Origin of the sequence: Virgibacillus dokdonensis, assembly GCF_900166595.1 — a bacterium.
Lineage (GTDB): Bacteria > Bacillota > Bacilli > Bacillales > Amphibacillaceae > Virgibacillus > Virgibacillus dokdonensis.
Window position 1 is genome coordinate 494,695 of record NZ_LT745763.1, and the last position, 26,020, is coordinate 520,714.

Consider the following 26,020-nt stretch of genomic DNA (forward strand, 5'->3'; position numbering starts at 1 on the left):
TTCACTATCACCATGGTAATCCCAACGTTTCATTTATTAAATATAGTAGAATAAGCCTGCTTGTAGTCATAAAACAAGCAGGCTATTCCTCACTTTATCGGAACAAATCTAAAAAGCGTTCCCAGATGCCTTTTTCTTCTTCTGTTTGTTCAGGTTCTTCTTGCTCAGGGATTTCAATGCTTTCTGTTTGCAGGACAAACTGTACGACTTCTACTTGTTCATTTTTGTCGGAAATGAAAGAGATTGGTTTGTAGTCGGAGTTATCATATTCTTCCATCATTTCTTCGGTTTCTTGTTCGATTTGACCTGGTAAATTACTCGTAGCTTCTCGTAGCTCTTTTGTACCTGTATATAAATCACTGATGCCATTACTTGTGCCTGCTGTTCCCTTTGCTAACTCTTGTATACCTGCATCCAAATCTTGATAGGAAGTAGCTAATTCTTCTACACCATCTGTATAGTCCACTAATCCATTATGAAATGTTTCGTATTCATCATTAAATGTTGCAAACCCTTCTTGAATTTGGTCCATCATGTCCAGTTGATTCATGGAATTCAATGTTTGCTCCATCTCCTTAGCCATTTGCCTTAAGTTTTTTGCCATCTCCGTTGTTGCGCTAGAGGATTGTTCCAATGCTACAGTTACGCCGTCGAATGCACCTGTTACTTGGTTATAGGTTTCTTTAGCGATGTTTGCTGCCCGATACGTATTTACTAATTGTTCAATAACTTCTTGGTCGGCGTTACTATTTTTTAATTCTTTTATTTGCGCTTCGGTAATTGCATCGGACGGAATGGCATGCATTGCTTTATCTAATTGACCTTTTGCTTGATAATAATTCTGTTTCAGACCATCCGTAGCTTTTGTTGATTCTTCCAATCCATTTGCAATTTCTCGTAAATGGGCTGGTAACGCTTGAATGGAGCTGAGATCTATATTACTCGTACTTTGTTGTACCGTTTGGTTCATGGTGTGTAATGCCTCTTTAATAGACGCAGATCCGCTTACTAATTCACCAGATGACTGGTTTAATTCATTTATGCCGTTTTTGTATTCTGTGGAACCATCACGAATTCCTTGTGCACCTTTATTTAGTTCCGATACGCCTGTTTTTAAATCACCAACACCTGCATGTATGTCACTTATTGCATTTGCTAGCTCCTGCATTTCTCCAGTTACGCCACTTGTATCAGGACTCTCGATGGACATGGAATAGGGAGCTGCATTTATTTCGATTGGATCCATTTCAAACTCTGACACGTCGGTTGAAATAATAAAATCTTCTTCTTGTTCTGGCATCACGGTAAAATTGACTTGTTTATTTTGACCTGCATTTGCTTTTGTTCCTTCTGGAGCTTGAATATTATCAAACTTTGTTGGATCTAGCGTTACGGCAATTTGTAACAAATAATTGTTAAAAAACTTTGGATCTACGTCCTCATTCCTGGAAGTGGAAATTTGTATTTCTAGCGCACCACTTTTACCTGCTAATTCCTCGGTTTGTATTTCCTTACCATCCAGAATATAGGTAATCGAAATATCCCAAGGAAGTGGTTTGTTTGGCATATTTCCTTGGTAATAAAATTCCTTCTCTTCCTCGGCTTGAAATTGGATTTTGTTTCCGTTTTTTTCTATATCTAGTAAGTTTGTTAAGTTTCGGACAGAACTGTACGCTCCATAATCAATTATTTTTCCGGGCTTCGTTACTTGAAATGTATTGACAACATACATTTCTTTCATTTGCCCATTGGCGCGCATATTACCGTAAATGACTTCATCTTTTGTTTTGTATTCGCCTTTGTCTGTAGAATTTTTTGATTCTTTTTCTGCTGGATCATCATTTGCTAAAACGGCAGAAGGAAGAAACGCCACTACGAGCATAAAAATGAACAGCAGTAGACTTATTTTCTTCACTATCGGAAAGGTAGAAGTCAAGCTACGGGTTTTACCATAAATATTTGCTAATAGGCGCATCGTATCACTCCCCTTTGTAAAAGTTTGCTTTCCATGTTGTTTTTTCAATAACGCGGTCTAGTAGGCTTAGCAGTGCAGGTAATACTAACACGACCATGATAAATGCGAGCAACGCACCTCTACCTAATAAAAGTCCGATAGAAGCAACAATTTGGTTGGACGAGGTCAGCCATAGAATAAATCCTACACTGGATAGAATTGAAGCGGATACGCCGATGGAAAATATTTTCTCATCTATTGTTTTCTTAATGGCTGGTAATGCATGCATTTCTTTGCGATTTTCTTTATACGCTTCTGTTAAAAGAATGGCATAGTCCACTGTCGCTGCCAGTTGTACGGTACTGATAATCAAATATCCTACATAAACGAGTGGCGTATTTGTGAAATATGGAATTGATAAATTGATCCAGACAGCTGATTGTATCGTGACTAATAAAACAACCGGAAAAGAGAGTGACCGGAAAGTAATGAGTAACACAGTAGCAATGGCTATTACAGTTAACAGGTTAACCACCGTATTATCCTTTTCAACTACATGCTTCATATCATATAAGGTGACGCTTTCCCCTAATATGTGGTAATTGTCTTCATAGTAATTCGAGGTAAGCAATTGAATTTCATCAATAAAAGCAAACGTTGCCTCACCTTCCGTATCTACCGTCGTATTAACGATGACTCGACTGTAATTCTCAGAAAAGAATGGCGCTGTTACGGATTCATCTAAGTAGTTAGGAGGTATTGCGGGACCAATAGCATCCACATAGGATACAGTACTTTTTACCTCTGGAAAATTTTTCAATTCTTGCACGAAATGCTTTTCTTTTGCGATATCGCCTTTTGGAAGTAGTAAAACCATCGGTGTATGTTTTCCAAACACTTCTTCAATGGCTACTTCGTCGTTATATGCTCTTGACGCTTCGGGTTGTTCGCCAATGCCATATAAAAAATTGGTTTGGCTTTGACCTAAGAAGGCTGGCACCATGAAGATTAATAAAACAATTAGTGCTGGTACACGAAGTTTATTTAATGTTTTTCCAACGTTTCGTATACTTGGTAGTAATTGTTTGTGCTCGGTTTTATCAATCCAATGGTAGAACATCAACGTTAAAGCAGGTAGAAATACCATGACACTAATAAAGCTAAGGGCAATTCCTTTCACCAAATTAAGTCCTAGATCTGCTCCAATTTCGAAGTCCATAAAGGTTAAGGCGATAAAGCCAAAAAATGTGGTGGAAGCACTCGCTGCAATTGCTGGAAACGAGCGTTTCATCGCCATCTGCATGGCTTCTGCTGGTGTGTCTGTTTGTTTGCGATAATCCCCAAAACTATGCAGTAAAAATATCGCATAATCAAGCGAAACCGCTAACTGCAATATAGGAGCAACGGATTGGGTGATAAATGATATTTCGCCGATAAATATATTGGTTCCTAAGTTAATAATGACAGAAATGCCGATGGCAGTTAGGAAAAAAACAGGTTCTGCCCATGATCTCGTCGATAGAATAAGAATAATGATAATAATTGGTATGAGTAATGCAGCTGCATACATTGTTTCTTTCCCCGTCATTTTTTGGGAGGTTGCTGTATCTAGTGCTTCACCAGCCATAGAGTTCTTTTTCCCAATTAATTCATAGATTTCATCGGTCGTTTCCACTTCTTTCCCTTCTGCAATATGGAAAGAAAATAACGCATTTCCATTTCTATAATAGGAATCAACCGTATCTTTATCCGCCATTTCAATCGGTGTTTTCGTATCAATTGCATCATCTAGCCATGTAACTTCAGAAACGCCATCTATTGCTTTTAGATCTTGCTTGAATTCTAAGGCTTCTTGAATTTCTATATCTTTTATCATGACGCGTGTATTAGCTACAGCACCATCAAATTCTTCCTCCATCGTTTCCATGGCAATGGTTGATGGGGAGTCCTTTGGAAGATAATCAACCATACTATAATTTATGGAAACCGCAAATTGTGCAAGTGCACTAATGATAGCTAGTGTGATAAACGTAATAACGACGGCTTTTTTATGTCTGATAATTTTTGTTATCCAATCAATCGGTGTCCACCATCCCTTGCGTATATAATTGAAAGCCTCTATTATTATATTATACACTTTGTTGGATAAACAACAAATAGTTTACTAAATTGTGCGGTAAATCCATCATTTTTTCACTATAGGAAAGCAGAAAACTTTTACGCTTTAGCGCATAAGCAAAATGGCAGCGTTGTATCATAATCAAAATTGACAAAAGGACAAGTATGTCTAATGGTATAGGTGAGTATGAAGTGGGGGTTGGTATACATGGTAATAATTGGGCATCCAGTCCGACTCCATCACTCACCAACGAGGCGACGTTATGCCATTGTCCTATGATCGGTTCGCGCCATTTCTTTATCTCCTTTGATTCGTTCCATTATCTACTGCTAAACGGATGCCCGCGCTTTGTTCTCAAGTGAGTCGTAAATTTTTGCACGATATATAAGGTTTTAGGGTTTATAGTATAATTAAACATGCAGCATCAAACTTAACGAAAAGCAAAGTATTTTTAAAAGAAAGTGTGGCGTTATATGATTGAAAAAGTGGACCGTCGAATAAAGTATACAAGAATGGTGTTGAAGGATAGCTTAATTACATTGTTAAAAACAAAGCATCTTTCAGCAATTACAGTAAAGGAACTTTGTAAGCATGCAGATGTTAATCGTTCTACTTTTTATGCGCATTACAAAGATCCATATGATTTATTGATGAATATAGAAGAAGAAATTATAAAAGGTTTGAATTCTTATTTAAGCCAACAAAATTTTGCTGAAAGAAAACAAGCATTGCAAACGACGGAGAAGTTATTAGAGTATGTCGCTACAAAATATTGCATTTGTCATACACTTCTGAATGAAAGTGAGAATACATCGTTTGAAAGCAAATTAATGAATGTGGCAAGAAACTTCCTAATAAAAAATTGGTTGGACGAAAATAAAATTGGAAAATCCAAATCAGAATATATTAGTACCTTCATCGTTAGTGGTAGTATTCATGTAATAAAAAATTGGTTAGTGAATAACATGGATAAACCGCCCCAGCAGATTGCTGAAATTATTAATAACATTGCTAATAATGGAATCAGAGGGGTAGAAGGAAGTGGATGAACAGAAGTGAAAAAATAATTATGAACGAAATGACGTATTGTAAAAGTTAATGATTGAAAGCAACCAAACCATCGCATTTTATACTAGCTATTGCGATGGTTTCGTATCTATTTAATCTATATTAAAGTTCGCGTTTCAAAGAAGTAAAGTACTTTTTTAGCTTCACTGAAATGGATAGTAATAACGAAGGGTGAAAGACAATGCATCACACAAATGAAGTTAGCAATTATATAAATAATGTAGAAGATAGATGGAAAGACGCTTTTGTAGAATTGAAAAAAACAATTGACCAAAAGATCCCTGATGGATTTGAGTTAGTAATGCAGTATGGTATGCCATCCTATGTAGTTACCTCTATCTATTTACCCTGACGGCTATCATTGCAAAAAAAACACACCCATACATTTATTAATATTGCAGCACAAAAAAATCATTTGGCTGTATACCATATGGGAATTTATGCAGATCAAAAATGGTTAACGTGGTTTAAAGGCGAGTACCCCAATTATATGAATACAAAATTAAATATAGGGAGGAAAAGCTGTATTCGATTTACCAAACCTAAAAAAACTCCCTATCAGTAATTGGTGAGCTTGTTTCGAAAATGTCCGTAGCGGACTAGATTCAATTGTATGAAGGAATTAGTCAAATGTAAAATTGGCAATAAGAACGAGAAAGGCTTGTAGTCTCATCCAAAATTAGAAAAACATAAGCGTGCCAATATGAAAACTAACTTTTATCAGCACGCTTCAAGATTTACATATCTACTTTCAATTGATTTGCTTTGTTCGTTTTTGCTTTTTTAAAGAATAGGAAAGTAAGAATAATAGTTAACACAGCACCGACGATAAAGGAAACATTCAAATCAAGTCGGAAACCGATTTGCGCATTTAAAATATACACAAACACCATATAACTCATGAAAATAGCTGGCACCATCGATACGAAGTAATTTTTTTCTTTCATAAATAAATACATCGTAGCTATCCATAAAGCGATTACGGCCGTTGCTTGGTTAGCCCATGAAAAATAACGCCATAAAATATTAAAATCGATTTTCGTTAAAATATATGAAATAACGAATAAAGGAATAGCAATGGACAACCGGTTAAACACTTTTTTCTGTCCGATATTTAAATAATCTGCAATAATGGAGCGTGCGGCACGAAATGCAGTGTCTCCGGAGGTAATTGGTAAAACAATTGCTCCAAGTACAGCAATTGTTCCTGCAACTGCACCTAGCAATGTGATCGCGATTTCATTTACTGCAGCAGATGCAGTACCTTCTGCAATGATGCCGCTTAAGGTTTGTCCATCAAAAAGGCTCATAGCAGCAGCTGCCCAGATCATTGCAATGATAGCCTCAGCAATCATCATGCCATAATAAATATAACGTCCTTGCGATTCCTTTTGTGTTGTTCTCGAGATAATCGGTGATTGTGTCGCGTGAAAACCAGATAATGCACCACAAGTAATCGTAAAGAATAACAATGGAATTACTGGTAAGTTATCCGGATGCATATTGGTAAGGTGTAACTCTGGTATTTTATAATCTGAGAATAATAACGAAATTCCAATCGCTATTGTTCCAAATAAGAGAATAGCGCCTAGTATTGGATATATTCGACCAATTATTTTATCAATTGGCAATATCGTGGATAGAAAGAAATAAAGGAAGATGGCTCCTAAAATAATAGAAAAGGCAATCTTTTCATCTAGCAATATATCAATAAGTGACGCTGGCGTAGTAACGAAAACGGTTCCAACTAAAATTAACAATAATAGAGAAAAGGCGTTTACAATATGTCTTGACGCTTTGCCTAAAAATCTCCCCGCTAATTCAGGAATATGTGCCCCTTTGTTTCGTATAGAAATCATCCCTGTTAAATAATCATGAACTGCCCCAGCAAAAATCGATCCAAGTACAATCCAGAGAAAAGCAACGGGTCCAAATAAAGCACCCATAATAGGTCCGAAGATGGGACCAGTACCAGCAATATTAAGCAATTGAATCATTGCATTTTTATGCTTATTCATTGGGACATAGTCTACGCCATCATGCTTAGCGTAGGCAGGTGTACTCTTTTCGTTATTCGGCCCAAATAACTTATCAATAAATTTGCCATACGTAAAATAAGCTACAATTAGTAAAATAATAGATAAAATAAATGTAATCATGTATATCCCCCTTTGATATCATCTTGTTGAAAGCGTTTACCCAATACTAGTATACCTATTTATAAGGAAAGATGAAAGTATTTTGCGACAATATTCGACTATAACATCACGTGATTTACTTAAATAAAATGTTAGTCAAGTAGATATTTAGAAAACGTGGCTTGTCGCCTAGCATTATGACGAGAATACGCTGTCGTTTTTCTTATACTATACATCTTTAAACTTTTATATTTTCCGATAGTACAAAAAAGGACACATTCACTTGATATGAATGAAATCTCAACGAAAGTGCAATTGAGTATATGTATCCTCCTTTGAGAACAAAATAATTTTCAGTAAACCTAACAATACACAAATCGTTTCACTGTGAATACTTTAGGTTGAAATGGTTAATAATTTGAAAAGTATCTATGAAGGCAACTAAGTTATAAAAAATAACTGTTGCTTTTTATAGTTTCATCTACAACAGGCTAAAAGGCAAAAGAAAAAGGAGTCTGGTCTAGTGACTTTGGAAAAATCAATTAATCAAGGAACAGTTTTAGTTTTAGGAACTATATTCATTGGTTTATGTTATCAGTTAATCCCTGTGTTTTTTACAATGAACCCAACACTTGAAGTCGTATCGACTATTTTCAATGCTTTTCTGGGTGGTATATTAGCATATGTTGTTTTGAGAGGAGAATTTATAGACTGGTTTAAACATTTTAGTTTGAAATGGGTGATTTTGGGTTCTGTTTTAATGATAATTACTGGAGTAGTTCTCGGTAACTTATATACATTTCTAGTAAACGATTCAATTGAACAAAATACTGTCACAAGTGTTTTATCTTGGAATTACTTCATCATCCATGTTCCGTTCTTATTAATGGGGGAAGAACTACTTTCTATTCCACTTTTATATGGTATATGGAAAAAATGGGGGTGGAAGTTTTGGCAAGCTTCGCTATTAAGTGCGCTTCTATTTTCCGTTTGGCACCTTGCTGCTTATAACTTCAATCTTTTACAAATTTTAATCCTCATTACTCCGAGCCGCTTAATTTTAAACTATCTATTTAAAAAGACAAATTCTATTCTTGTGGCTTGGATGGCTCATATTCTCTTTGATCTATTTGCTTTCTTACCTTATCTTCTGTGAACTAATAAAGTGAGGCTTCTTTAGTATGCGATTTTTCGAACTGAATGGTAAGTGCCATTAGAAAAACTTGGCATACCAAAGTCAAACTTGACCAAAACCGCTGTCGTTTTATGGCGTTGGCTCTATAAACTAGCTTAAAAAATAAAAGTAACAAGCAAGGACAATCTATCCGAAAACGATCATACAGTTGTTCGTTAGTATTTAACTGGGTTTATGAAGGTAAATGTGTGTTTTATCTTAGCAGAAAATATGCAAAAGGAGATTTTAAACATAATTATTGAAATGTTAATTTTTTTGTGATAATAATATAACAATACGATTGAGGAGGATACATCATGAAAAGAACATTATTTGCTTTTTTAACTGTAATTATTCTATTTTCATTAGTAGCATGTGCGGGAGGAGAAAGTGGTGAGGAAGAAGGAACATCCGAACAAAATGAAAGCAAGAAGCGTTTAACCGTCAACCTGTCTGCAGATCCTGTTTCACTTGATCCGCATGCAGCTAACGATGGTACATCGCTATATGTGATGAATGCTATGTATGATACACTTGTTGCTATGAATAAAGAGTTGGAAATAGAACCTGCCTTAGCTGAAAGTTTGGAACAGGTAGATGAACTAGTTTGGGAAGCTAAGCTTAGAAAAGATGTTACATTTCATGATGGTAGTGAATTGAATGCAGAAGTTGTAAAGGCGAATTTGGATAGGGTTCGTGATCCAGATGTAGGTTCACCATTAGCGTTTTTATTTGATATGATTGATTCTGTGAGCGTAGTGGATGATTTTACCGTGCATATTGAAACGAAATTCCCTTTTGCTGCGTTACCATCACACTTAGCTCATCCAGGCGGACATATTATCAGTTTAGATGCAATAGAAAAAGATTATCAACAAATGGAAGATGGAGGAGATCCATTTACGTATATTAATGAGAATCCAGTGGGTACAGGGTACTTTAAGTATGATGAGCGAGTAAATGGGGAGTATGTATCACTTGTGAAGAATGATGCTTACTGGGGGAAAAGAGCAAAAGTTGATCAAGTGACCTTTAAGACAGTTCCAGAAGATGCAGCCCGAATTGCTGAGCTACGAACTGGGGAAGCTGATATTATTTATCCTGTTAATCCGAATGATATGGAACAAATTAATAATAATGAAGAAACAGTTGTTCATGAGACAGAAAGTGCAAGTATGTCTTACCTAGGTATGAATAATAATAAAGAACCTTTTCAAGATAGTAATGTCAGACAAGCGATAGCAATGGCAATTGATAAACAAGAGCTGATAGACGGCGTGTTTTCAGGAGTACCATTAGTGGCAAATGGCCCTTTGGCACCAACAGTTGTTGGCTATAGTGATAGCTTGGAAGCAATCGATTATAATCTTGATAAGGCAAGCGAGTTATTGAAGGAAGCTGGTTATGAAGAGGGTTTTAGCGCAACCATTTTAGCATATGACCGTACGACTTCTGATGTAGCAGAATATATTCAAGTGCAGCTTGAGAAAATAGGTATTGATGTGAATATTGAAATGGCTGAGGTGGGAGCATATTTGGAAGTAACAGCAAATGGAAGTTTTGATATGTTTATCGGCAGCTGGGGTACAGTGACTCTTGATGCAGATTATGGTTTATATCCAATGTTTTATTCTCAGAATGCAGGTTCTGCTGGCAATAGGTCTTTTTTTAACAACGAACGAGTAGATGAGTTATTAGAAAATGCAAGACAAACATCTAATGAACAGGATCGCTTGCAACTTTATAAAGAAGCGCAGCAAATAATCATGGACGAAGCTACAATTGTTCCTTTATACCATTCGGTTCTCTTGGCTGGTCTACGTGAAGAAGTAGCGGGGTTTTATCAATACCCAAGCAGTTTTCCATTTTTACGAGATGTGGCAATGAATTATTGATTATCAATGAGGGTGCATAATATATTATCATTCTAATGCTAGACAGGAAGTAATTACCACCAAAATATGTTTTTAAATGAAATTCAGCTATTATGATAAAAGAAAACAGTGGACATAGCGGATAGTTCTTGTTCCGATTTTAGACTGTTTTCCATAAAAATCTCGATTGTGTAAGAAAAATGTACATTTTATGGATACTATTTTTAAGGATATTTACACATGAGATAAAATGATTATTAATAAGATGAGGGATATTTTAATTATTTTATCGTCAGTGACCATTTTTAAAAGTAACACAAATACTATCCCTGTTATTGGGTCATCTTCAACTAAAAGGACAGCAATAATGTCTAAAACAGGTATTTCTTCATTTAAAATATCGAATGTATTTTCCAAGTTGCTCACCCTTTTTCTGTTTTTAAAATAAAATGTCGTAAACTCTTCCTACAAAAACTCACCCATAAAGAGAAAATAAGAAGGGGGAAACGGACTATATATTATATGTATTACCTAGAATAATGCGATGGTAGAAATGCTGATGAGCAGAAAAAAGAAGGTATACATGTAAAAAAATATCTAAGCTCAAACGGAGCTTAGATATTTTGGTTTACTGTCTTTTAATCGATTTTTTAGTTAACATTAGCTTCTATTTTTATGTCGGTTGCATTTCACCAGTTACAATTTTTTCAATGTGATGACATGCAGCTCGGTGCCCTTCTTTCATATGATCCAAGTTGCGTAAATCAGGAACTTCTGTTTTACATAAATCGGTAGCAAATGGACATCTTGTATGGAAGCGACATCCAGTTGGCGGATCTATTGGAGACGGAACATCCCCTTTTAGAATAATACGTTCTTTTTTAGCTTCTGGATCAGGTGTTGGTATAGCTGATAATAATGACTTCGTATAAGGGTGCTGTGGATTATCAAATAACGACTTTTTGTCAGCAATTTCTACAATTTTCCCTAAATACATGACAATAATTCGATCCGAAATATGTCGAACTACACCGAGATCGTGGGCAATAAATAAAAAGGTTAATTTAAATTCACGTTGTAAATTCTTTAATAGATTCAATACTTGTGCTTGTACGGAAACATCTAAAGCAGAAACAGCTTCATCACAAATAATTAATTTCGGATTAACTGATAGAGCACGGGCAATCCCGACTCTTTGACGCTGCCCACCAGAAAACTCATGTGGGTATCGGTCAATTTGTCCCGCATTTAACCCAACTGTTTCCAATAGTTCAATCGCACGTTTTCTGCGCTCTTTTTTTGGTATTACATTTTGAATGGCCATTGCTTCTGTTAAAATTTGCGCGACGGTTTGGCGTGGGTTTAATGAAGCGTATGGATCCTGGAAAATTACTTGTAAGTCTTTTCGTTTTTTACGCATGTCGCTTTTGCTCAACGCTAATAAGTCTCCGCCATCAAATTCGATTTCTCCAGCTGTAGGTTCATCTAAGCGTAGAATGGCACGACCAGTCGTAGATTTACCACAACCTGATTCACCGACGACACTTAATGTTTCCCCTTCGAAAATTTCAAATGTAACATCGTCTACTGCTTTAACGTGGTTAACGGTTCTTCCTAGAAAACCACCTTTAATCGGGAAATATTGTTTTAAATTAGTTACTTTGAGCAACTCTTTTTGGGCCATGTGCCTTCACCTCCGCATCTCCATCCCAACGATCAGTATATATCCAACAACGAACTTCACTTTCTCCTTCTACATGATCAAGGGAAGGGAGTTCTTCCATACAAAGTTCAGTGGCAAACGGACATCTTGGTGCAAAACGGCAGCCTTTTGGCATATCCTTTGGACTTGGCACGCTACCTCTAATCGGCTCCAATTCATCCACATCTGTATCATGACGAGGAATGGACTTCAATAACCCTACTGTATAGGGATGTTTAGGATTTTTAAACAAGGACTTCACATCTTGGTATTCGACTACTTTACCACCGTACATAACGGCTACATAATCACACGTCTCTGCTACTACACCTAAGTCGTGGGTAATCATAATGACAGACATACCAAGGCGATCCTGTAAGTCATTAATAAGATCCAAAATTTGTGCTTGTATCGTTACATCTAATGCTGTAGTTGGTTCATCTGCAATAAGTAAATCTGGGTTACAAGCCAGCGCCATGGCGATCATAACTCGTTGTCGCATCCCGCCAGATAGCTCGTGTGGATATTGTTTCACTCGTTTATCTGGGGAAGGAATACCAACTAGTTTTAATAATTCAATCGCTTTCTTTGTTCCATTTTCTTTGCCCAGACCCTGATGGACCTTTAATGTTTCACGAATTTGTTGTCCAATGGTATAAACAGGATTTAAGGAAGTCATCGGCTCTTGGAATATCATGGAAATTTCGTTCCCCCGAATTTGACGAATTTCCTTGTCTGTTAATGTAGTTAAATCTCTACCTTTAAAGTTAATCTCTCCACCTTTTACTTTACCAGGATGATCAAGCAATCTTAATATTGATAGTGCTGTAATACTTTTACCAGAGCCTGATTCTCCAACAATACCTATTGTTTTCCCTTTAGGTAATTTAAAGGAAACACCATCCACTGCTTTTACTTCAAAATCATCTAGGTAAAAAGATGTCTGTAAATCTTTTATATCTAAAATAATATCTTCACTCATTCTGTTCACCTCTTTTCTACATCTACTATTCTAAGTCAATCCGTTTATTTAAGAACTTGTAAGAAATATCGACAATTAAATTTACAAATACGAATACGATAGCAATTACTAAAACGGCGGCTTGTACTACAGGGAAATCCCTTGCCAATATACGATCAATGATTAATTTCCCCATGCCATTAATAGCAAATACAGATTCAGTCAAAACAGCTCCCGCTAGTAAACTACCAAATTGTAATCCTACAACTGTTACTACTGGTATTAATGCATTTTTTAAAGCGTGGCGATAGATAACGATTCTTTCACCTAAGCCTTTGGCACGCGCTGTTCGAATATAATCTTGAGAAATTACATCCAACATGCTGGAACGCGTCATCCTAGCAATAACGGCAGCTCCCATCGTTCCTAGTGTAATGACTGGCATCACGATTTGCTCTGGCGTCCCCCACCCTGTTGGCGGCAACCAACCGAGTTTAATAGAGAACCATTGCATTAACATAAGGCCAAACCAGAAGTTAGGCATCGATAATCCGAATAATGCTATTAACATAATAGAAACATCCGCAAATGAATATTTTCTAACCGCTGAAATAATACCTGCAATTAGTCCTAAAAATATACTAAACAGCGTACTGTAAACAGCTAATTCAAAAGTAACCCAAAATTTTGGCCATAGTTCCTCACTAACTGGTAAACTTGTTCTCCAAGAATTTCCGAAATCTAACATAGCAGCATCTTTGACAAAATTAAAATATTGAATCAGTATCGGATCATTTAATCCTAATCGTTCTTCAATTTGTTCAACTGTATCTGGAGGCGCGCTTTCACCAGCAATAATATGTGCTGGGTTTCCTGGAGATAGGTGCATAAGGGAAAACACTAAAATAGTTACACCTATTAAAACAGGAATCAGCTGTAATAAACGCCGTACAATAAATTGAAACATCGTTGCACCTACTTCCTATTTTTTCATTTTTGGATCTAACGCATCTCGTAAACCATCACCAAAGATGTTAAAGGCTAATACGATTAACATGATTACCAAGCCTGGGAACAACGCAATATGTCCTGCATCCCACATAAAGTCACGGCCGTCACTTAAAAGTGCACCCAATTCTGGTGATGGTGGCTGTGCCCCCATCCCTAAAAATGACAGACCACTAGCAGATAGTACTGCTGTAGCAATGAATAGACTCGCTTGTACAATAATTGGCGACAAAATATTTGGTAAGATATGTTTGAATATAATTCTCGTATCAGATGCGCCTAGTGCCTTCATGGAATCAATGTATTCTAATTTTTTTGTAGCCAATGTTGACCCTCTTACAATTCGAGCAAACGTCGGAATTGCAAAAATGGCAACAGCAAAAATTACATTTCGCAAATTTGCTCCTAGAATACTAATTAACGCTAGAGCTAATAAAATTCCTGGGAAAGCTAGCAAAATGTCCATCATTCGCATGATAATAGCATCTAATTTTCCGCCGTAGTAACCTGAAATTAATCCAAGAAAAATACCAACAATTCCACCCAAAATAGTTGCTGAAATACCTATACCCATCGTAATTCCTAATCCATGAATAACTCTTGTGAAAATATCTCTGCCATGATGATCGGTTCCAAACCAGTGCTCAGCAGAAGGCCCTTGAAGCTTCACACCATAATCGACTGCGTCTGGAGCTTGGGAAGTTAAGTACGGTCCTATAAGAGCGATGAGGACTAAAATAATAATTAAATACCCTCCAACTAAGGCACTCTTATTTTTTCGTAATTTACTATAGAAGTCTTTCATTGATCGTATGAAAGGATGATCCGTTTTTTGTGTCATTACATTGTTTACTTGTTCTGCACTCATGTAGTTACCCCCTTATCGTCAAAATATAACATTATTAATAAAAATCTGATATTTAGTTGGACATTTACGCAGTATATAGGGAAAATTGTCATACTATTTATAGTACAATTAAACGAGGCATTTTTCAATACAGATCGAAAAAATATTTTTAATTCATAGTATTAAATTAGAATTTTCACGTTCAAATATTCTTGCTATTTCGTAAAAAATCGTTTATATTAAAAAATGTTAACAACTTTTTACTTAAAATTAGAGACAGGGGGTATCTTCATAATTATGAAGAACAAAAAATTATTATGGCTCGTATCCTTGTTAGCCATGCTTACATTTGTCCTAGCAGCATGTGCTGGTGATGGGGAGTCTGAAAGTAAATCAGAAGGCGAAGGGTCAGGAGAAGAAGATTCAGGAAGCGGTGGCGATTTAGTAATTGCTCTTCCATCTGATGTCGTTTCGTTATCTCCACATGGTACAAATGATATTCCATCTGGCCAAGTTGCAGATAATATTTATGAAACATTGACTGTCCTAGATGAAAATCAGGAACCGCAACCAAGCTTAGCAAAAGAATGGAAAGAAGTAGATGAAACCACTTGGGAATTTCAATTGCAAGAAGGTGTGAAATTCCATGATGGAGAAGCATTGACGGCAGAGGCTGTAAAGAAGAACTTTGATCGTCTTGTTGATGAAAAGATTGCTTCGCCGAGAGCTTTCTTATTTGAAGCAGTGGAAAGTGTGGAAGCAAAAGATGATCTTACATTAGTGATTAAGTTAAAATATCCATATGCACCGCTGTTAGCAAATTTAGCACATAGTGGTACAGCAATTATGAGTCCGAAAATAATTGATGAAGATTATGCACAAATGGAAGATGGAGGCGATGCCGATGCATATATCAACAAAAACCCTATCGGAACTGGTCCATTTAAATTAGATGAGTGGAAAGCAGGGGAAGAGGTTGTTATCTCACGTAACGATGATTATTGGGGCGACAAGGCAAAACTCGATACTGCTAAATTTAAAGTAGTTACTGAACAGAGTGCTAGAGTAGCTGAACTTGAGACATCTGTAGCTCATGTAGCCGATCAAATAGGACCAAATAATATATCTCGTGTTGAAGGCATGGATGGAGCGAGCGTGGTGCAGGAGCCAAGCACTTCGTTGTCATATGTAGGTTTTAACGCACAAAAAGAACCTTTTGATGATAAAAAAGTTCGTCAAGCTGTTTCCATGGCAATCAATAAAGAAGAAATTATAAGCGGTGTATACAACAATGTAGGTATTCCAGCCAAAGGCCCATTAGCTCCACCAGTATTTGGGTATGATGAAAATGTCGCTGGTTTAGAGTTTGATGTGGAAAAAGCAAAAGAGCTATTAGCGGAAGCTGGCTATGAAGATGGTTTTAAAACAACGATTTGGACGAATGATAACGAACAGCGTGTAGATACAGCTGTTACGATTCAAAATCAACTAAAAGAAATTGGTGTTGAGGTTGAAATTGAAGAATTAGAATGGGGAGCATTTTTAGATAGAACAGCTAATGGCGAACATGATATGTATGTTCTTGGTTGGTCAACAAGTACAGGAGATGCAGACTATGGTATGTATCCATTATTCCATTCATCTGCACTTGGGGAAACTGGTAATCGCTCTTTCTTAGAAAATGAAGAATTAGATAAGATTTTAGATGAAGCTCGTCGTGAAACAGATCCTGAAGTACGTAAAGAGCTATATTCTGAAGCACAAGAAATGCTTGTTGATTTAGCACCGATGATTTATACACATCACCAAGAGTACTTACTCGGTGTAAGTGATAAGGTGAAAGGCTTTGGCGTTGATGCCCAAGGTATTTACCAAATTAAACAAGCGTATATTGAAGAGTAATATATTAGAAACCAGATGCTTTTGGCATCTGGTTTCTTGTGTGCGCCCTGCACGGACGAAAACTGGTTCTATACTGAATGTGGTGGTGTCCTGTATCGCAATGGGATTCCTGCCGCCTTCTAGTTATTTCCATGTTAAAGCAAAATACAATATAAGCAGAATAATCCCGCCAAATCCAATAATATATGCTAAGAAAACAGGATTAAATAACGCAGGGTGTTTTTTGGTTGCTTTAAATTCCGTATCATACTCGTCCTTTTGTGTCTCTACATCTTTACCGACCTTAATGGTGTAAAATAGTGCGATTGCAACGAACAATCCTCCAAGAGCTAGTAAGTACCACATATAAATACTCCTTTGATTGATAAATTTTGGATGAACAGATGAGTGAAAACTTTCTTAAAAGATAAGAAAGTATAAAATTTGATGCTATGGCGTAACCAAATAAATGAATAATCCCCGTCCGGCTCCACGCCCAGCAAATAGGGACTTCACGAAATCCCCCTAAGCTAAGTCACCGTCGGTTCGTGCTAAATAGGAAGGTCGACTAAAGACGGGTTTGCCGGAGGGCGCCGGCATACTCCTGTTGCAGGAGCATGGTTCCTAAAACTTTCGTTGATTCGTTCCACTCGCTACGCTGCTAAACGGGCGCCCCGAGCCTTTGTTCTGGTCTAGGAAATTATAAAATTTTGCAGCTGTGGATAAGCTTACTAAGTTATTTAACCACGTCCGGCTCCAGCGCCCAGCAACTAGGCGACTTCACGAAATCGCCCTACGATAAGTCATCATCGGTTCGTTCCTCACCGTGATTCCTTTATCTCAGTTGATTCGCTCCACTCGCTACGTTGCTAAACGGGCGCCCCGAGCCTTTGTTCCACTATAGGAAAGTATAAAAGTTTAAAGGTTTATAGTATAAGAAAAACTATGCCATTCGCCATAAGACTTGGCGCCAAGCCAAGTTTTTCTAAAAAAATAGGTTTATTTTGGATAAAATTGTTGTAAGAGCCCCACTTTAAGGATTGTAAGATGTAAGTTGGGGGGATAAAAGAAAACCCACTTGGAAGGTTCACTTTGTGAAGTGCTTTTTTTAAGATGCACTAATTCACAGAGGTTTATTCATATCTATGTCCATGTCAACTATCGTATTCAAGACTGAGAAATTTGTCGAAATCTTCTTAGTAAATTATATTGACAAAATAATTTGTATAAATTACCCTAGTTGTAACGGGTTACATATTATTTTTTTCAAATTTTGTAACAGGTTACACATAACGATGTATTAGTTAGTAATGAGAGGGTGGAGGTTGTTATGGCGACCATTCGAGATGTTGCGAAACTTGCTAACGTATCAACAGCAACAGTATCTAGGGTGTTAAATGACAATGGATATGTTAATAGTGAAACAAGACAGCGTGTCAATGAAGCGATTGAACAGCTACGCTACCGACCGAATGACGTTGCTAGAAGTTTATTTAAAGGTAGCTCTAAGATGATTGCACTTTTTGTTCCAGACATTAAAAACCCTTTTTTTCCAGAGCTTGCGCGTGCCGTAGAAGATGTAACGAATCAGCACGGTTATACCTTTGTATTATGTAATACCGATGATAATCATGAAAAAGAAATCACGTACTTAAATGCGTTAACACAAAAATCCGTGGATGGTTTTATTATGGTGTCAAGTACAATATGTGAGAAACACCTTGAACATGTGACAAGCCCAATTATTTCTTTGGACAGGAGATTTAGTTCGAACATCTCGTCTGTTACAGTAAATAACCGAAAAGGTGCGAGAGAAGCGACAGCATATTTGCAATCCATTGGCTGTAAAAAAATTGCCCATATTTGCGGTCCACAAACAGCAAGCAATTCAAAAGATCGCTTAAAAGGCTATCTTGATGTAGTGAAGTATGAAGCATGGTTTCATTCGGATTTTATCGTGGCAGGCGATTATCGATTTAAAAGTTCCTATGAAGTAACCAAAGAGCTTTTAACGAAGCATAAAGATATTGATGGCCTCTTTGTAGCAAATGATTTGATGGCTGTGGGTGTAATAAAAGCAGCCGAATCATTAAATATGAACATTCCGGAACAGCTATCTGTAATCGGCTTTGATGGAATTTCTCTCGGACTAACCACTACTCCTTCATTAACAACCATACAGCAGCCTATATACGAAATTGGAAGTAGGGCAGCACAAATTTTATTAGAATTGATTGATCATCCAGAGCAGCAAGTTATTCATGAAGAATTAGAAGTTACATTATTAGAGCGTGATTCTACAAAACGAAGGGAGTAAGCATGATGATACATGCTCCGAAAATCTGTGTAGTTGGAAGCATTAATATGGACATGACGATTCAAACAAGACAAATGCCTCGGCAAGGAGAAACGGTGTTAGGTCAGTCCTTTGCACTATATCCAGGAGGAAAAGGAGCTAATCAAGCAGTTGCAGCGGCTAGACTAGGAGCAAAAGTTACAATGATTGGCGCTGTCGGTGAGGATGAATTTGGCGTAACATTACGAAAACATTTGCAAGTTGAAGGCATTAATACAGATGGCGTTATCAAAAATAGCGAACAGTCTACAGGCGTAGCAAACATTATTTTGTCTGAAGACGATAATCGAATTATTGTTGCTCCAGGGGCTAACGCACTCGTTACCAAAGAAGTGATTGATCGACATGAAAACATTATTCAACAAAGTGACATCATTTTATTGCAACTAGAAATACCACTTACTACGGTAGCCTACACGGTGAAAAAAGCGAAGCAATATCATATTCCAGTTGTAGTAAATCCTGCTCCATATCAGCATTTACCGAAAGAAATAGTACAAGACACTACTTATTTTACTCCGAATGAAATGGAAGCAGAAGCAATGGAAAAAGAAGCTTCTTCCAGCTCTATAAAAGATAAAATGGTAGTGACGCTAGGGAGTGAGGGGGTACATTTTTACGAAAATAACTCGGAAAAAAAGGTGCACAGCTACTCCGTTCCTGTAAAAGATACAACAGGTGCAGGTGATACATTTAATGGCGCTTTTGTTACACAATTAGCACAAGGTGAAACGCTGTCGCAAGCTATACATTTTGCCAATGCAGCAGCTGCATTATCAATAACGAAAGTGGGGGCACAAGCAGGCATGCCAACAGTAGAAATGGTTCATCAGTTTATGACAGAAAGGGATGGTTAACAGTGAAAAAGACAGGCATTTTGAATCGCGACATCGCCACTGTTCTTTCTCAACTAGGGCATACCGATACAATTGTTGTAGCAGATTGCGGTTTACCAATACCGCAGCATATAAAATGTATTGACCTCTCTATTAACCTTGGAACGCCTTCATTAGTAGATGTTGTCCGTTTAATAATCAAGCATATGGAAGTTGAAAAGATAACGATAGCTAGTGAAATCAAGTTGCAGAATACTAGTCTGCATCATGAAATCACATCAACCTATGGAAACATCCCATTAGATTATGTTTTCCATGAAGAATTTAAAAAAGCAATGAGCGATACGAAGGCAGTAATTCGAACTGGTGAAGCAACGCCATTTGCCAATGTCATGTTACGTTCGGGAGTTATATTTTAAGTTTTAAGGTTTATAGTATAGAAAAGCTAAAAGCTTTCGCGCGAGGGCTTGGCGGTTATGGATTTTTAGACGAAAGGAGAGCAAGTGATGACGAGTGACCCTTTTGTACAGATGAACAATATCAGTAAAGCATTTTCCGGAAATAAAGTATTACAACAGGTTGATTTTACTGTAAACCGTGGGGAAATTCATGCATTAATGGGAGAAAACGGAGCGGGAAAGTCTACTCTAGTGAAGATTTTAACAGGCATTTATACAAAAGATCAAGGCGAAATGTTTGTGCGAGGCAAACAGATGACATTTTCGGGTCCAAAGCATGCTGAAGCCTATGGAATTAGTGTTATTCATCAGGAATTAAACATTATTCCACATTTAACAGTAGCGGAGAATATGTTTTTAGGGAAAGAGCTGACATATGGAAAAACGGGTATTCTTAATAGGCGGAAAATAAGACGTAGAACGGCTGAGGCCTTAACTAAATTAGGTGTACATGATATAAAAGCCGAACAACTGGCTGGTGAACTATCGATTGGAAAGCAACAAATGGTTGAAATAGCGAAAGCTTTGACAACCAATGCAGAATTAATCATTATGGACGAGCCTACAGCGGCATTGACAGATCATGAAATTGAAAACTTCTTTCGCGTTATTAAAAATTTGCAAGCAGATGGAGTAAGCATTGTCTATATATCCCATCGCATGGAAGAAATATTTGAAATTTGTGATCGGATCACGGTTCTGCGTGATGGTCAATATATTGGCACCAAAGCTACACCTCATACATCATTTGAAGAGATTGTGAAAATGATGGTAGGTAGAGAGCTTGGCGAACGATATCCTGCGAGAAATCATGCTGTCGGAGAAGTCGTCTTTCAAGTTAAAAACCTACAATTGGCTAATTATTTTCGTGATATCAGCTTTTCTGTCAGAGAAGGAGAGATTCTCGGTGTGGCTGGTTTGATGGGAGCAGGTCGGTCTGAGGTGATGGAAGCTATATTTGGATACCGTAAATTAGATAGAGGAACAATTGAACTAAATGGAAGACAAGTTGTTATTAAACATCCGCGTGATGCAGTTAATGCAGGGATTGGCTTTATCACAGAGGACCGTAAGTCGAAAGGATTAATCATTCATGCTTCTATTAAAGAAAATATCGCCTTACCTAATTTGATAGCGTTATCACGATATGGGATCATCCATAAAAGGAAAGAAAAACAGCGCATTAGCGAGTTAATGCTCAAGCTACAGGTTAGAGCTACAAACGAAGCTCAGGAAGTAAAATCTTTAAGTGGTGGGAATCAGCAGAAAGTAGTCATCGCCAAATGGTTGGCAATTCAGCCGCGAGTGCTTATTTTAGATGAACCAACTCGAGGTGTAGATATTGGTGCAAAAAAAGAAATTTATACGATGATGAATGAACTTTCTAAAGAAGGTGTAGCCATTATTATGATTTCTTCGGAATTACCTGAAGTGCTTGGGATAAGTGATCGGGTAATGGTCATGCATGAAGGCGAAATAACGGCGTTTATAGACCGTGAACAAGCTGATCAAGAATCCATTATGACTGCAGCCACAGGAGGTGCTTAAAATGGTGAAGTGGAATAAGGTAAGCATAGCCCAATTAGGACCGCTGCTTGGTTTACTCCTGATTACAATTGTATTAGGGGTAATGAGTGAGAGCTTTTTCACTTTAAATAATATCTTAAATTTATTGCGGCAAGTATCCGTTAATGCCCTCATTGCTTTTGGAATGACATTTGTTATTTTAACGGCGGGAATTGATCTTTCAGTCGGTTCTACACTGGCTTTAGGAAGTGCGTTAACAGCGGGGTTATTAGCTAGTGGGATGGATCCAATTTTGGCTATTTGCATTGGTTTATTAATTGGTTTTGTACTTGGTGCAGTCAATGGTTTGATTATCGCTAAAGGAAAAGTTGCTCCATTTATAGCAACTTTGGCAACCATGACAATTTTTCGTGGTGCAACATTAGTTTATACAGATGGAAAACCAATTACTGGGCTATCCGATTCCTTTTCTTTTGAAATGATTGGAAAAGGCTATGTATTTGGAATTCCATTTCCTGCAATTATTATGGTCATTGTCTTTCTTATTTTATTTTTTATTTTGCATAATACGGTATTCGGACGCCAAGTGTATGCAATTGGTGGGAATGAAGAAGCTTCTAAATTATCTGGGATCAAAGCAGATCGAGTTAAAATTGGTGTTTATTCACTGACAGGTATGCTATCTGTACTTGCAGGCATTATCATTACAAGTCGTTTAGATTCTGCTCAGCCAACAGCAGGAACAATGTATGAACTTGATGCAATAGCAGCTGTTGTCATTGGGGGAACAAGTCTTTCTGGAGGAAAAGGAAGAATATTTGGCACGTTAATAGGAGCTTTAATCATTGGGGTTATTGATAACGGGTTAAACCTATTAAATGTATCTTCTTTTTATCAGCAAATAGTCAAAGGTCTCGTTATTTTACTAGCAGTGCTTTTAGATAGAAAAGCAAAATAACGAAGGGAGTTACGATGTTACAATGCATCGTTCCAAATAAAATTTTTTAGGAGGAATAGCATGGCTAAATGGTCAAAGGTACTTATGTTTGTAGTAGTTATAGTTTTTATTTTAGGGGCTTGCTCTACAGATGCTCCTGGTAGTGAAGAGGATAATGACAAAGAAGCCAACAATGATAAAGTGAAGGTCGGCTTATCTATTTCTACTTTAAACAATCCTTTTTTCGTTACCTTACGTGATGGGGCGGAAAGCGCTGCAGAAGAAGCAGGCTTTGAGATAGTTACATCTGATGCACAAAACGACCCGTCTACACAGTTAAGTGATATTGAAGACCTTATACAGCAAGATATTGATGTCTTACTAGTAAATCCAGTTGATTCTGAGGCCGTTGTTACTGCAGTGGAATCTGCCAATCAAGCAAATATCCCAGTTATTACCGTAGATCGAAGTTCTGAAGGCGGCGAAATAGTCACCCATATTGCTTCTGATAATGTAGCTGGCGGAGAAATAGCAGGTGAATTTATTGCTGAACAACTTGGGGAAGAGGGAAAAATTGTTGAATTAGAAGGAATTTCTGGATCGTCTGCAGCTAGAGAGAGAGGAGAAGGATTTCACAATATAATGGATGAACTAGACGGAATGGAAATCGTTGCTAAGCAAACGGCTGACTTTGACCGTACAAAAGGCTTATCGGTAATGGAAAATATTATCCAAGGTACAAAAGATATTGATGCATTATTTGCGCATAATGATGAAATGGCTTTGGGTGCTATTGAGGCATTAGAGTCACAAAATATGCTAGAAGATGTCGTTGTCGTTGGCTTTGATGCAACGGAGGATGCAGTAGCCGCTGTCAGCGAGGGAAGAATGCTTGCAACAGTCGCTCAGCAACCAAAGTTGATTGGAGAAAAAGCCATTGATGCAGCAGGGAAGATAGTTGAGGGGGAAGAGTTAGAGGAATTTATACCTGTAGAACTTGAGTTAGTGACAGAGTAAAGTAATGCAAGAGGATAAGACGAAATGTAGGCGGGTGTGAAATGTGCACACCTGCCTATTTACATATCCTCACTAGCAACCTCATTCAGCCGCTTTTTTTTCTGGCGTTCTTTAAATGCAATCCACGATGTTTTTAAAGATGCATATGTTCCGACAGCGGCTGCACTGTAAAAACCCCCCATAAAAATACCTGCCCATAAATCACCACGATGGCAAATAAAAATAGACATCATAAACCCGATGGTACTAGTGATACTAGGAAAGTACTGTCTAGGAATAGGGAAAAGTTTGAATATTTGCGTAATAATTACAATTAATGGAACAGCAATAATACCATCCCAAAAATTAGTATGAATAACTGGGAATTCCATTTTAATACCTCCAGCAATAAGAAACGATATTTTCCATTATCCCCTTTCTGTTTGTACCTATTCTGTATTAGGTATGTTAATAAAGAAGACAGAAAAAGCCAGGTCGAAACAACACTTCAGTTCCCTCTAAAATTATAGGAACTAAATGTTTAGAAATACAGGTATTCTTTATAGTGAAAGTTGCATTTTTTCTTATATGACACGTTTAAAAAATGTAAATGATTAGAAAAAATGATGCAACATACACCTTCCATTAATTTACATAATAAAAAAATTATTGACACTATTACTATTCTTTATGTAATATAAAGAAAATTAGTAAGAGTGGGAGAGGTAGACGAATGGAAGGTTTCATCAGAGATTATTTGCGTGAAAAAAAGGCGTTTTTTGAACAGATAAGCCAGTTTATTTTTTCTCATCCAGAAACAAGATTTGAGGAGTATGAATCAGCTTCTTTTTTGGCAGAAGCATGTGAGAAGCAAGGGTTTGAGGTTGAAAAAGGAGTGGGAAATATTGCTACTGCATTCGTAGCAACATATGGAAAAGGCGCCCCTATTATTGGTTTTTTAGGGGAGTATGATGCATTGTCTGGCCTAAGTCAAACCCCAAATCAAACGACTTACCAGCCGTTGGAAACAGATATCGGTCATGGATGTGGTCATAACCTGCTCGGTACAGGAGCATTTGCCGCAGCTTGTGCTGTAAAGGAATATCTCGACAAGCATGGCCTTTCAGGAACGGTGAAATTTTTTGGATGTCCTGGAGAAGAAGGAGGGTCTGGCAAAACGTTTATGGTAAGGGAAGGTGTATTTACAGGTGTTGATGCTGCACTAACTTGGCACCCATCTCCTGTGAATGCGATTATGAGTGCCTCGAGCCTGGCTAATTATCAGATATCTTTCGCTTTTAAAGGGACAACCTCCCATGCCGCTAATTCCCCTCATTTGGGAAGGAGTGCACTGGACGCTGTTGAACTGATGAATGTAGGCGTGAATTATTTACGAGAGCATGTTGTACCAGAAGCGAGATTGCATTATGCAACAACAAATACAGGTGGGATTTCTCCTAATGTTGTGCAAGCAAACGCGGAGGTATTATATTTAATCCGGGCACCAAAAGTAAAACAAGTAGAGGATATATATCAGCGTGTTTGCAAAATTGCACAAGGTGCTGCATTAATGACAGAAACAGAGCTTACAATCAGATTCGATAAAGCTTGTTCGAATTATATTCCGAACAGAAGCATGGAGAATATGCTGCATGACCAATTGTGCAAATCAGATGTAGAAAAGCCGACAGAAGAAGAAAAATTATTCGCGGAAGACATCTGGCATTCGCTTACCGATTCGGAACGAGAAGGGTACTTGGAAATTATTGAAGGGTTTGGTTATGTTGGTAATGGAGAGGAGTTTGCTAATAAATATCTTGCAGAGACGATATCTCCATATGAAGCATCTGACAAGATATTATCCGGCTCTACGGATGTCGCAGATGTTAGCTGGGTAGTACCGACAGCTCAATTAACTGCTGCAACTTCTACACTAGGAACGCCACTACATTCATGGCAAATGACAGCACAAGGAATATCAAGCTTTGCTCATAAAGGCATGCTACGAGCGGCTCAAGCAATGGCATTGACAGGAATTCAATTATTGACAGATTCTGTTGCTTTAAAAGAAGTGAAAGAGGAATTTCAACAATTCACAGAAAAAAATCCATACACATGTCCTATTCCTAAAGAAGTACAGCCTTCTGTATTAAAAACCTAGACGGATATTATAAAAAACACACC

The 26,020-nt window shown here is 37.4% G+C and carries 22 protein-coding genes; 12 read left to right on the plus strand and 10 right to left on the minus strand.

The features are described 5' to 3' along the window. Positions 1–94 precede the first annotated feature (94 nt). Positions 95–1,975 carry a hypothetical protein gene (locus tag B2C77_RS04085; RefSeq protein ID WP_077702517.1) on the minus strand — a complete coding sequence of 627 codons (1,881 nt, stop codon included), beginning with the start codon at positions 1,973–1,975 and terminating at the stop codon, positions 95–97. Between the two features lie 4 nt (positions 1,976–1,979). After that, the gene (locus tag B2C77_RS04090) at positions 1,980–3,923 is read right to left on the minus strand and encodes an efflux RND transporter permease subunit (protein ID WP_254844030.1); all 1,944 of its coding nucleotides are present in this window, start codon (positions 3,921–3,923) and stop codon (positions 1,980–1,982) included. Positions 3,924–4,546: 623 nt separating this feature from the next. Here B2C77_RS04090 and B2C77_RS04095 point away from each other — a divergent pair. Both B2C77_RS04095 and B2C77_RS21960 read left to right on the plus strand, forming a co-directional pair. Then, positions 4,547–5,122 carry a TetR/AcrR family transcriptional regulator gene (locus B2C77_RS04095; protein ID WP_077702518.1) on the plus strand — a complete coding sequence of 192 codons (576 nt, stop codon included), beginning with the start codon at positions 4,547–4,549 and terminating at the stop codon, positions 5,120–5,122. Between the two features lie 200 nt (positions 5,123–5,322). Further along, the gene (locus B2C77_RS21960) at positions 5,323–5,493 is read left to right on the plus strand and encodes a DUF1801 domain-containing protein (RefSeq protein WP_254843934.1); all 171 of its coding nucleotides are present in this window, start codon (positions 5,323–5,325) and stop codon (positions 5,491–5,493) included. 385 nt (positions 5,494–5,878) lie between these two features. Here B2C77_RS21960 and B2C77_RS04105 read toward each other — a convergent pair whose 3' ends face one another. After that, complete coding sequence (locus B2C77_RS04105) at positions 5,879–7,300, minus strand: carbon starvation CstA family protein (protein WP_077702519.1); 1,422 nt, start codon at positions 7,298–7,300, stop codon at positions 5,879–5,881. 502 nt (positions 7,301–7,802) lie between these two features. Here B2C77_RS04105 and B2C77_RS04110 point away from each other — a divergent pair. Both B2C77_RS04110 and B2C77_RS04115 read left to right on the plus strand, forming a co-directional pair. Next, entirely contained in the window at positions 7,803–8,435 is a 633-nt protein-coding gene (locus tag B2C77_RS04110) for a CPBP family intramembrane glutamic endopeptidase (RefSeq protein WP_254843935.1), read from the plus strand. 335 nt (positions 8,436–8,770) lie between these two features. Beyond that, positions 8,771–10,348, plus strand: coding sequence for a glutathione ABC transporter substrate-binding protein (locus B2C77_RS04115; RefSeq protein ID WP_077702520.1), 1,578 nt, complete (start codon positions 8,771–8,773; stop codon positions 10,346–10,348). Positions 10,349–10,561: 213 nt separating this feature from the next. On the opposite strand, the gene B2C77_RS04120 is transcribed toward B2C77_RS04115, so the two are convergent. The 5 genes from B2C77_RS04120 to B2C77_RS04140 form a co-directional block, all read right to left on the minus strand. Further along, complete coding sequence (locus B2C77_RS04120; RefSeq protein WP_141130679.1) at positions 10,562–10,753, minus strand: hypothetical protein; 192 nt, start codon at positions 10,751–10,753, stop codon at positions 10,562–10,564. A 247-nt stretch (positions 10,754–11,000) separates the two neighbouring features. Beyond that, positions 11,001–12,011 (minus strand): ABC transporter ATP-binding protein, encoded by a 1,011-nt coding sequence (locus B2C77_RS04125; RefSeq protein ID WP_077702522.1) that lies wholly within the window; start codon positions 12,009–12,011, stop codon positions 11,001–11,003. Further along, positions 11,980–13,011 (minus strand): ABC transporter ATP-binding protein, encoded by a 1,032-nt coding sequence (locus tag B2C77_RS04130; protein WP_077702523.1) that lies wholly within the window; start codon positions 13,009–13,011, stop codon positions 11,980–11,982. The genes B2C77_RS04125 and B2C77_RS04130 overlap by 32 nt, the downstream gene beginning before the upstream one ends. Before the next feature lie 25 nt (positions 13,012–13,036). Beyond that, on the minus strand, positions 13,037–13,957 hold the full coding sequence (locus B2C77_RS04135; RefSeq protein WP_077702524.1) for an ABC transporter permease: 921 nt from the start codon (positions 13,955–13,957) through the stop codon (positions 13,037–13,039). Between the two features lie 15 nt (positions 13,958–13,972). After that, positions 13,973–14,866 (minus strand): ABC transporter permease, encoded by an 894-nt coding sequence (locus tag B2C77_RS04140; protein ID WP_077702525.1) that lies wholly within the window; start codon positions 14,864–14,866, stop codon positions 13,973–13,975. A 276-nt stretch (positions 14,867–15,142) separates the two neighbouring features. Between B2C77_RS04140 and B2C77_RS04145 the strand changes: the two genes are divergently transcribed. Further along, positions 15,143–16,747: a glutathione ABC transporter substrate-binding protein gene (locus B2C77_RS04145; protein ID WP_077702526.1), complete on the plus strand. Its 1,605-nt coding sequence runs from the start codon at positions 15,143–15,145 to the stop codon at positions 16,745–16,747. 123 nt (positions 16,748–16,870) lie between these two features. Here B2C77_RS04145 and B2C77_RS04150 read toward each other — a convergent pair whose 3' ends face one another. After that, positions 16,871–17,092, minus strand: coding sequence for a hypothetical protein (locus B2C77_RS04150; protein WP_073012194.1), 222 nt, complete (start codon positions 17,090–17,092; stop codon positions 16,871–16,873). A 964-nt stretch (positions 17,093–18,056) separates the two neighbouring features. Between B2C77_RS04150 and B2C77_RS04155 the strand changes: the two genes are divergently transcribed. The 6 genes from B2C77_RS04155 to rbsB all read left to right on the plus strand — a co-directional run bounded on the left by B2C77_RS04155 (position 18,057) and on the right by rbsB (position 23,857). After that, positions 18,057–19,043, plus strand: a complete 987-nt coding sequence (locus B2C77_RS04155) for a LacI family DNA-binding transcriptional regulator (protein ID WP_077702527.1) — start codon at positions 18,057–18,059, stop codon at positions 19,041–19,043. A gap of 2 nt (positions 19,044–19,045) precedes the next feature. Beyond that, on the plus strand, positions 19,046–19,939 hold the full coding sequence (gene rbsK / locus B2C77_RS04160) for a ribokinase (protein ID WP_367112756.1): 894 nt from the start codon (positions 19,046–19,048) through the stop codon (positions 19,937–19,939). 2 nt (positions 19,940–19,941) lie between these two features. Next, complete coding sequence (gene rbsD / locus B2C77_RS04165; RefSeq protein WP_077702528.1) at positions 19,942–20,337, plus strand: D-ribose pyranase; 396 nt, start codon at positions 19,942–19,944, stop codon at positions 20,335–20,337. 87 nt (positions 20,338–20,424) lie between these two features. Further along, the gene (locus tag B2C77_RS04170; RefSeq protein WP_077702529.1) at positions 20,425–21,924 is read left to right on the plus strand and encodes a sugar ABC transporter ATP-binding protein; all 1,500 of its coding nucleotides are present in this window, start codon (positions 20,425–20,427) and stop codon (positions 21,922–21,924) included. Position 21,925: 1 nt separating this feature from the next. Then, a complete protein-coding gene (gene rbsC, locus B2C77_RS04175; protein ID WP_077702530.1) occupies positions 21,926–22,861 on the plus strand; it encodes a ribose ABC transporter permease in 936 nt (311 codons plus the stop codon). Between the two features lie 60 nt (positions 22,862–22,921). Further along, positions 22,922–23,857: a ribose ABC transporter substrate-binding protein RbsB gene (gene rbsB / locus B2C77_RS04180; RefSeq protein ID WP_077702531.1), complete on the plus strand. Its 936-nt coding sequence runs from the start codon at positions 22,922–22,924 to the stop codon at positions 23,855–23,857. A 59-nt stretch (positions 23,858–23,916) separates the two neighbouring features. Here the strand turns inward: rbsB and B2C77_RS04185 are convergent, their stop codons facing one another. Continuing rightward, complete coding sequence (locus B2C77_RS04185) at positions 23,917–24,228, minus strand: hypothetical protein (protein WP_077702532.1); 312 nt, start codon at positions 24,226–24,228, stop codon at positions 23,917–23,919. A gap of 341 nt (positions 24,229–24,569) precedes the next feature. On the opposite strand from B2C77_RS04185, the gene B2C77_RS04190 reads away from it, so the two are divergent. Beyond that, positions 24,570–25,997, plus strand: a complete 1,428-nt coding sequence (locus B2C77_RS04190; RefSeq protein WP_077702533.1) for a M20 family metallopeptidase — start codon at positions 24,570–24,572, stop codon at positions 25,995–25,997. Positions 25,998–26,020 lie beyond the last annotated feature (23 nt).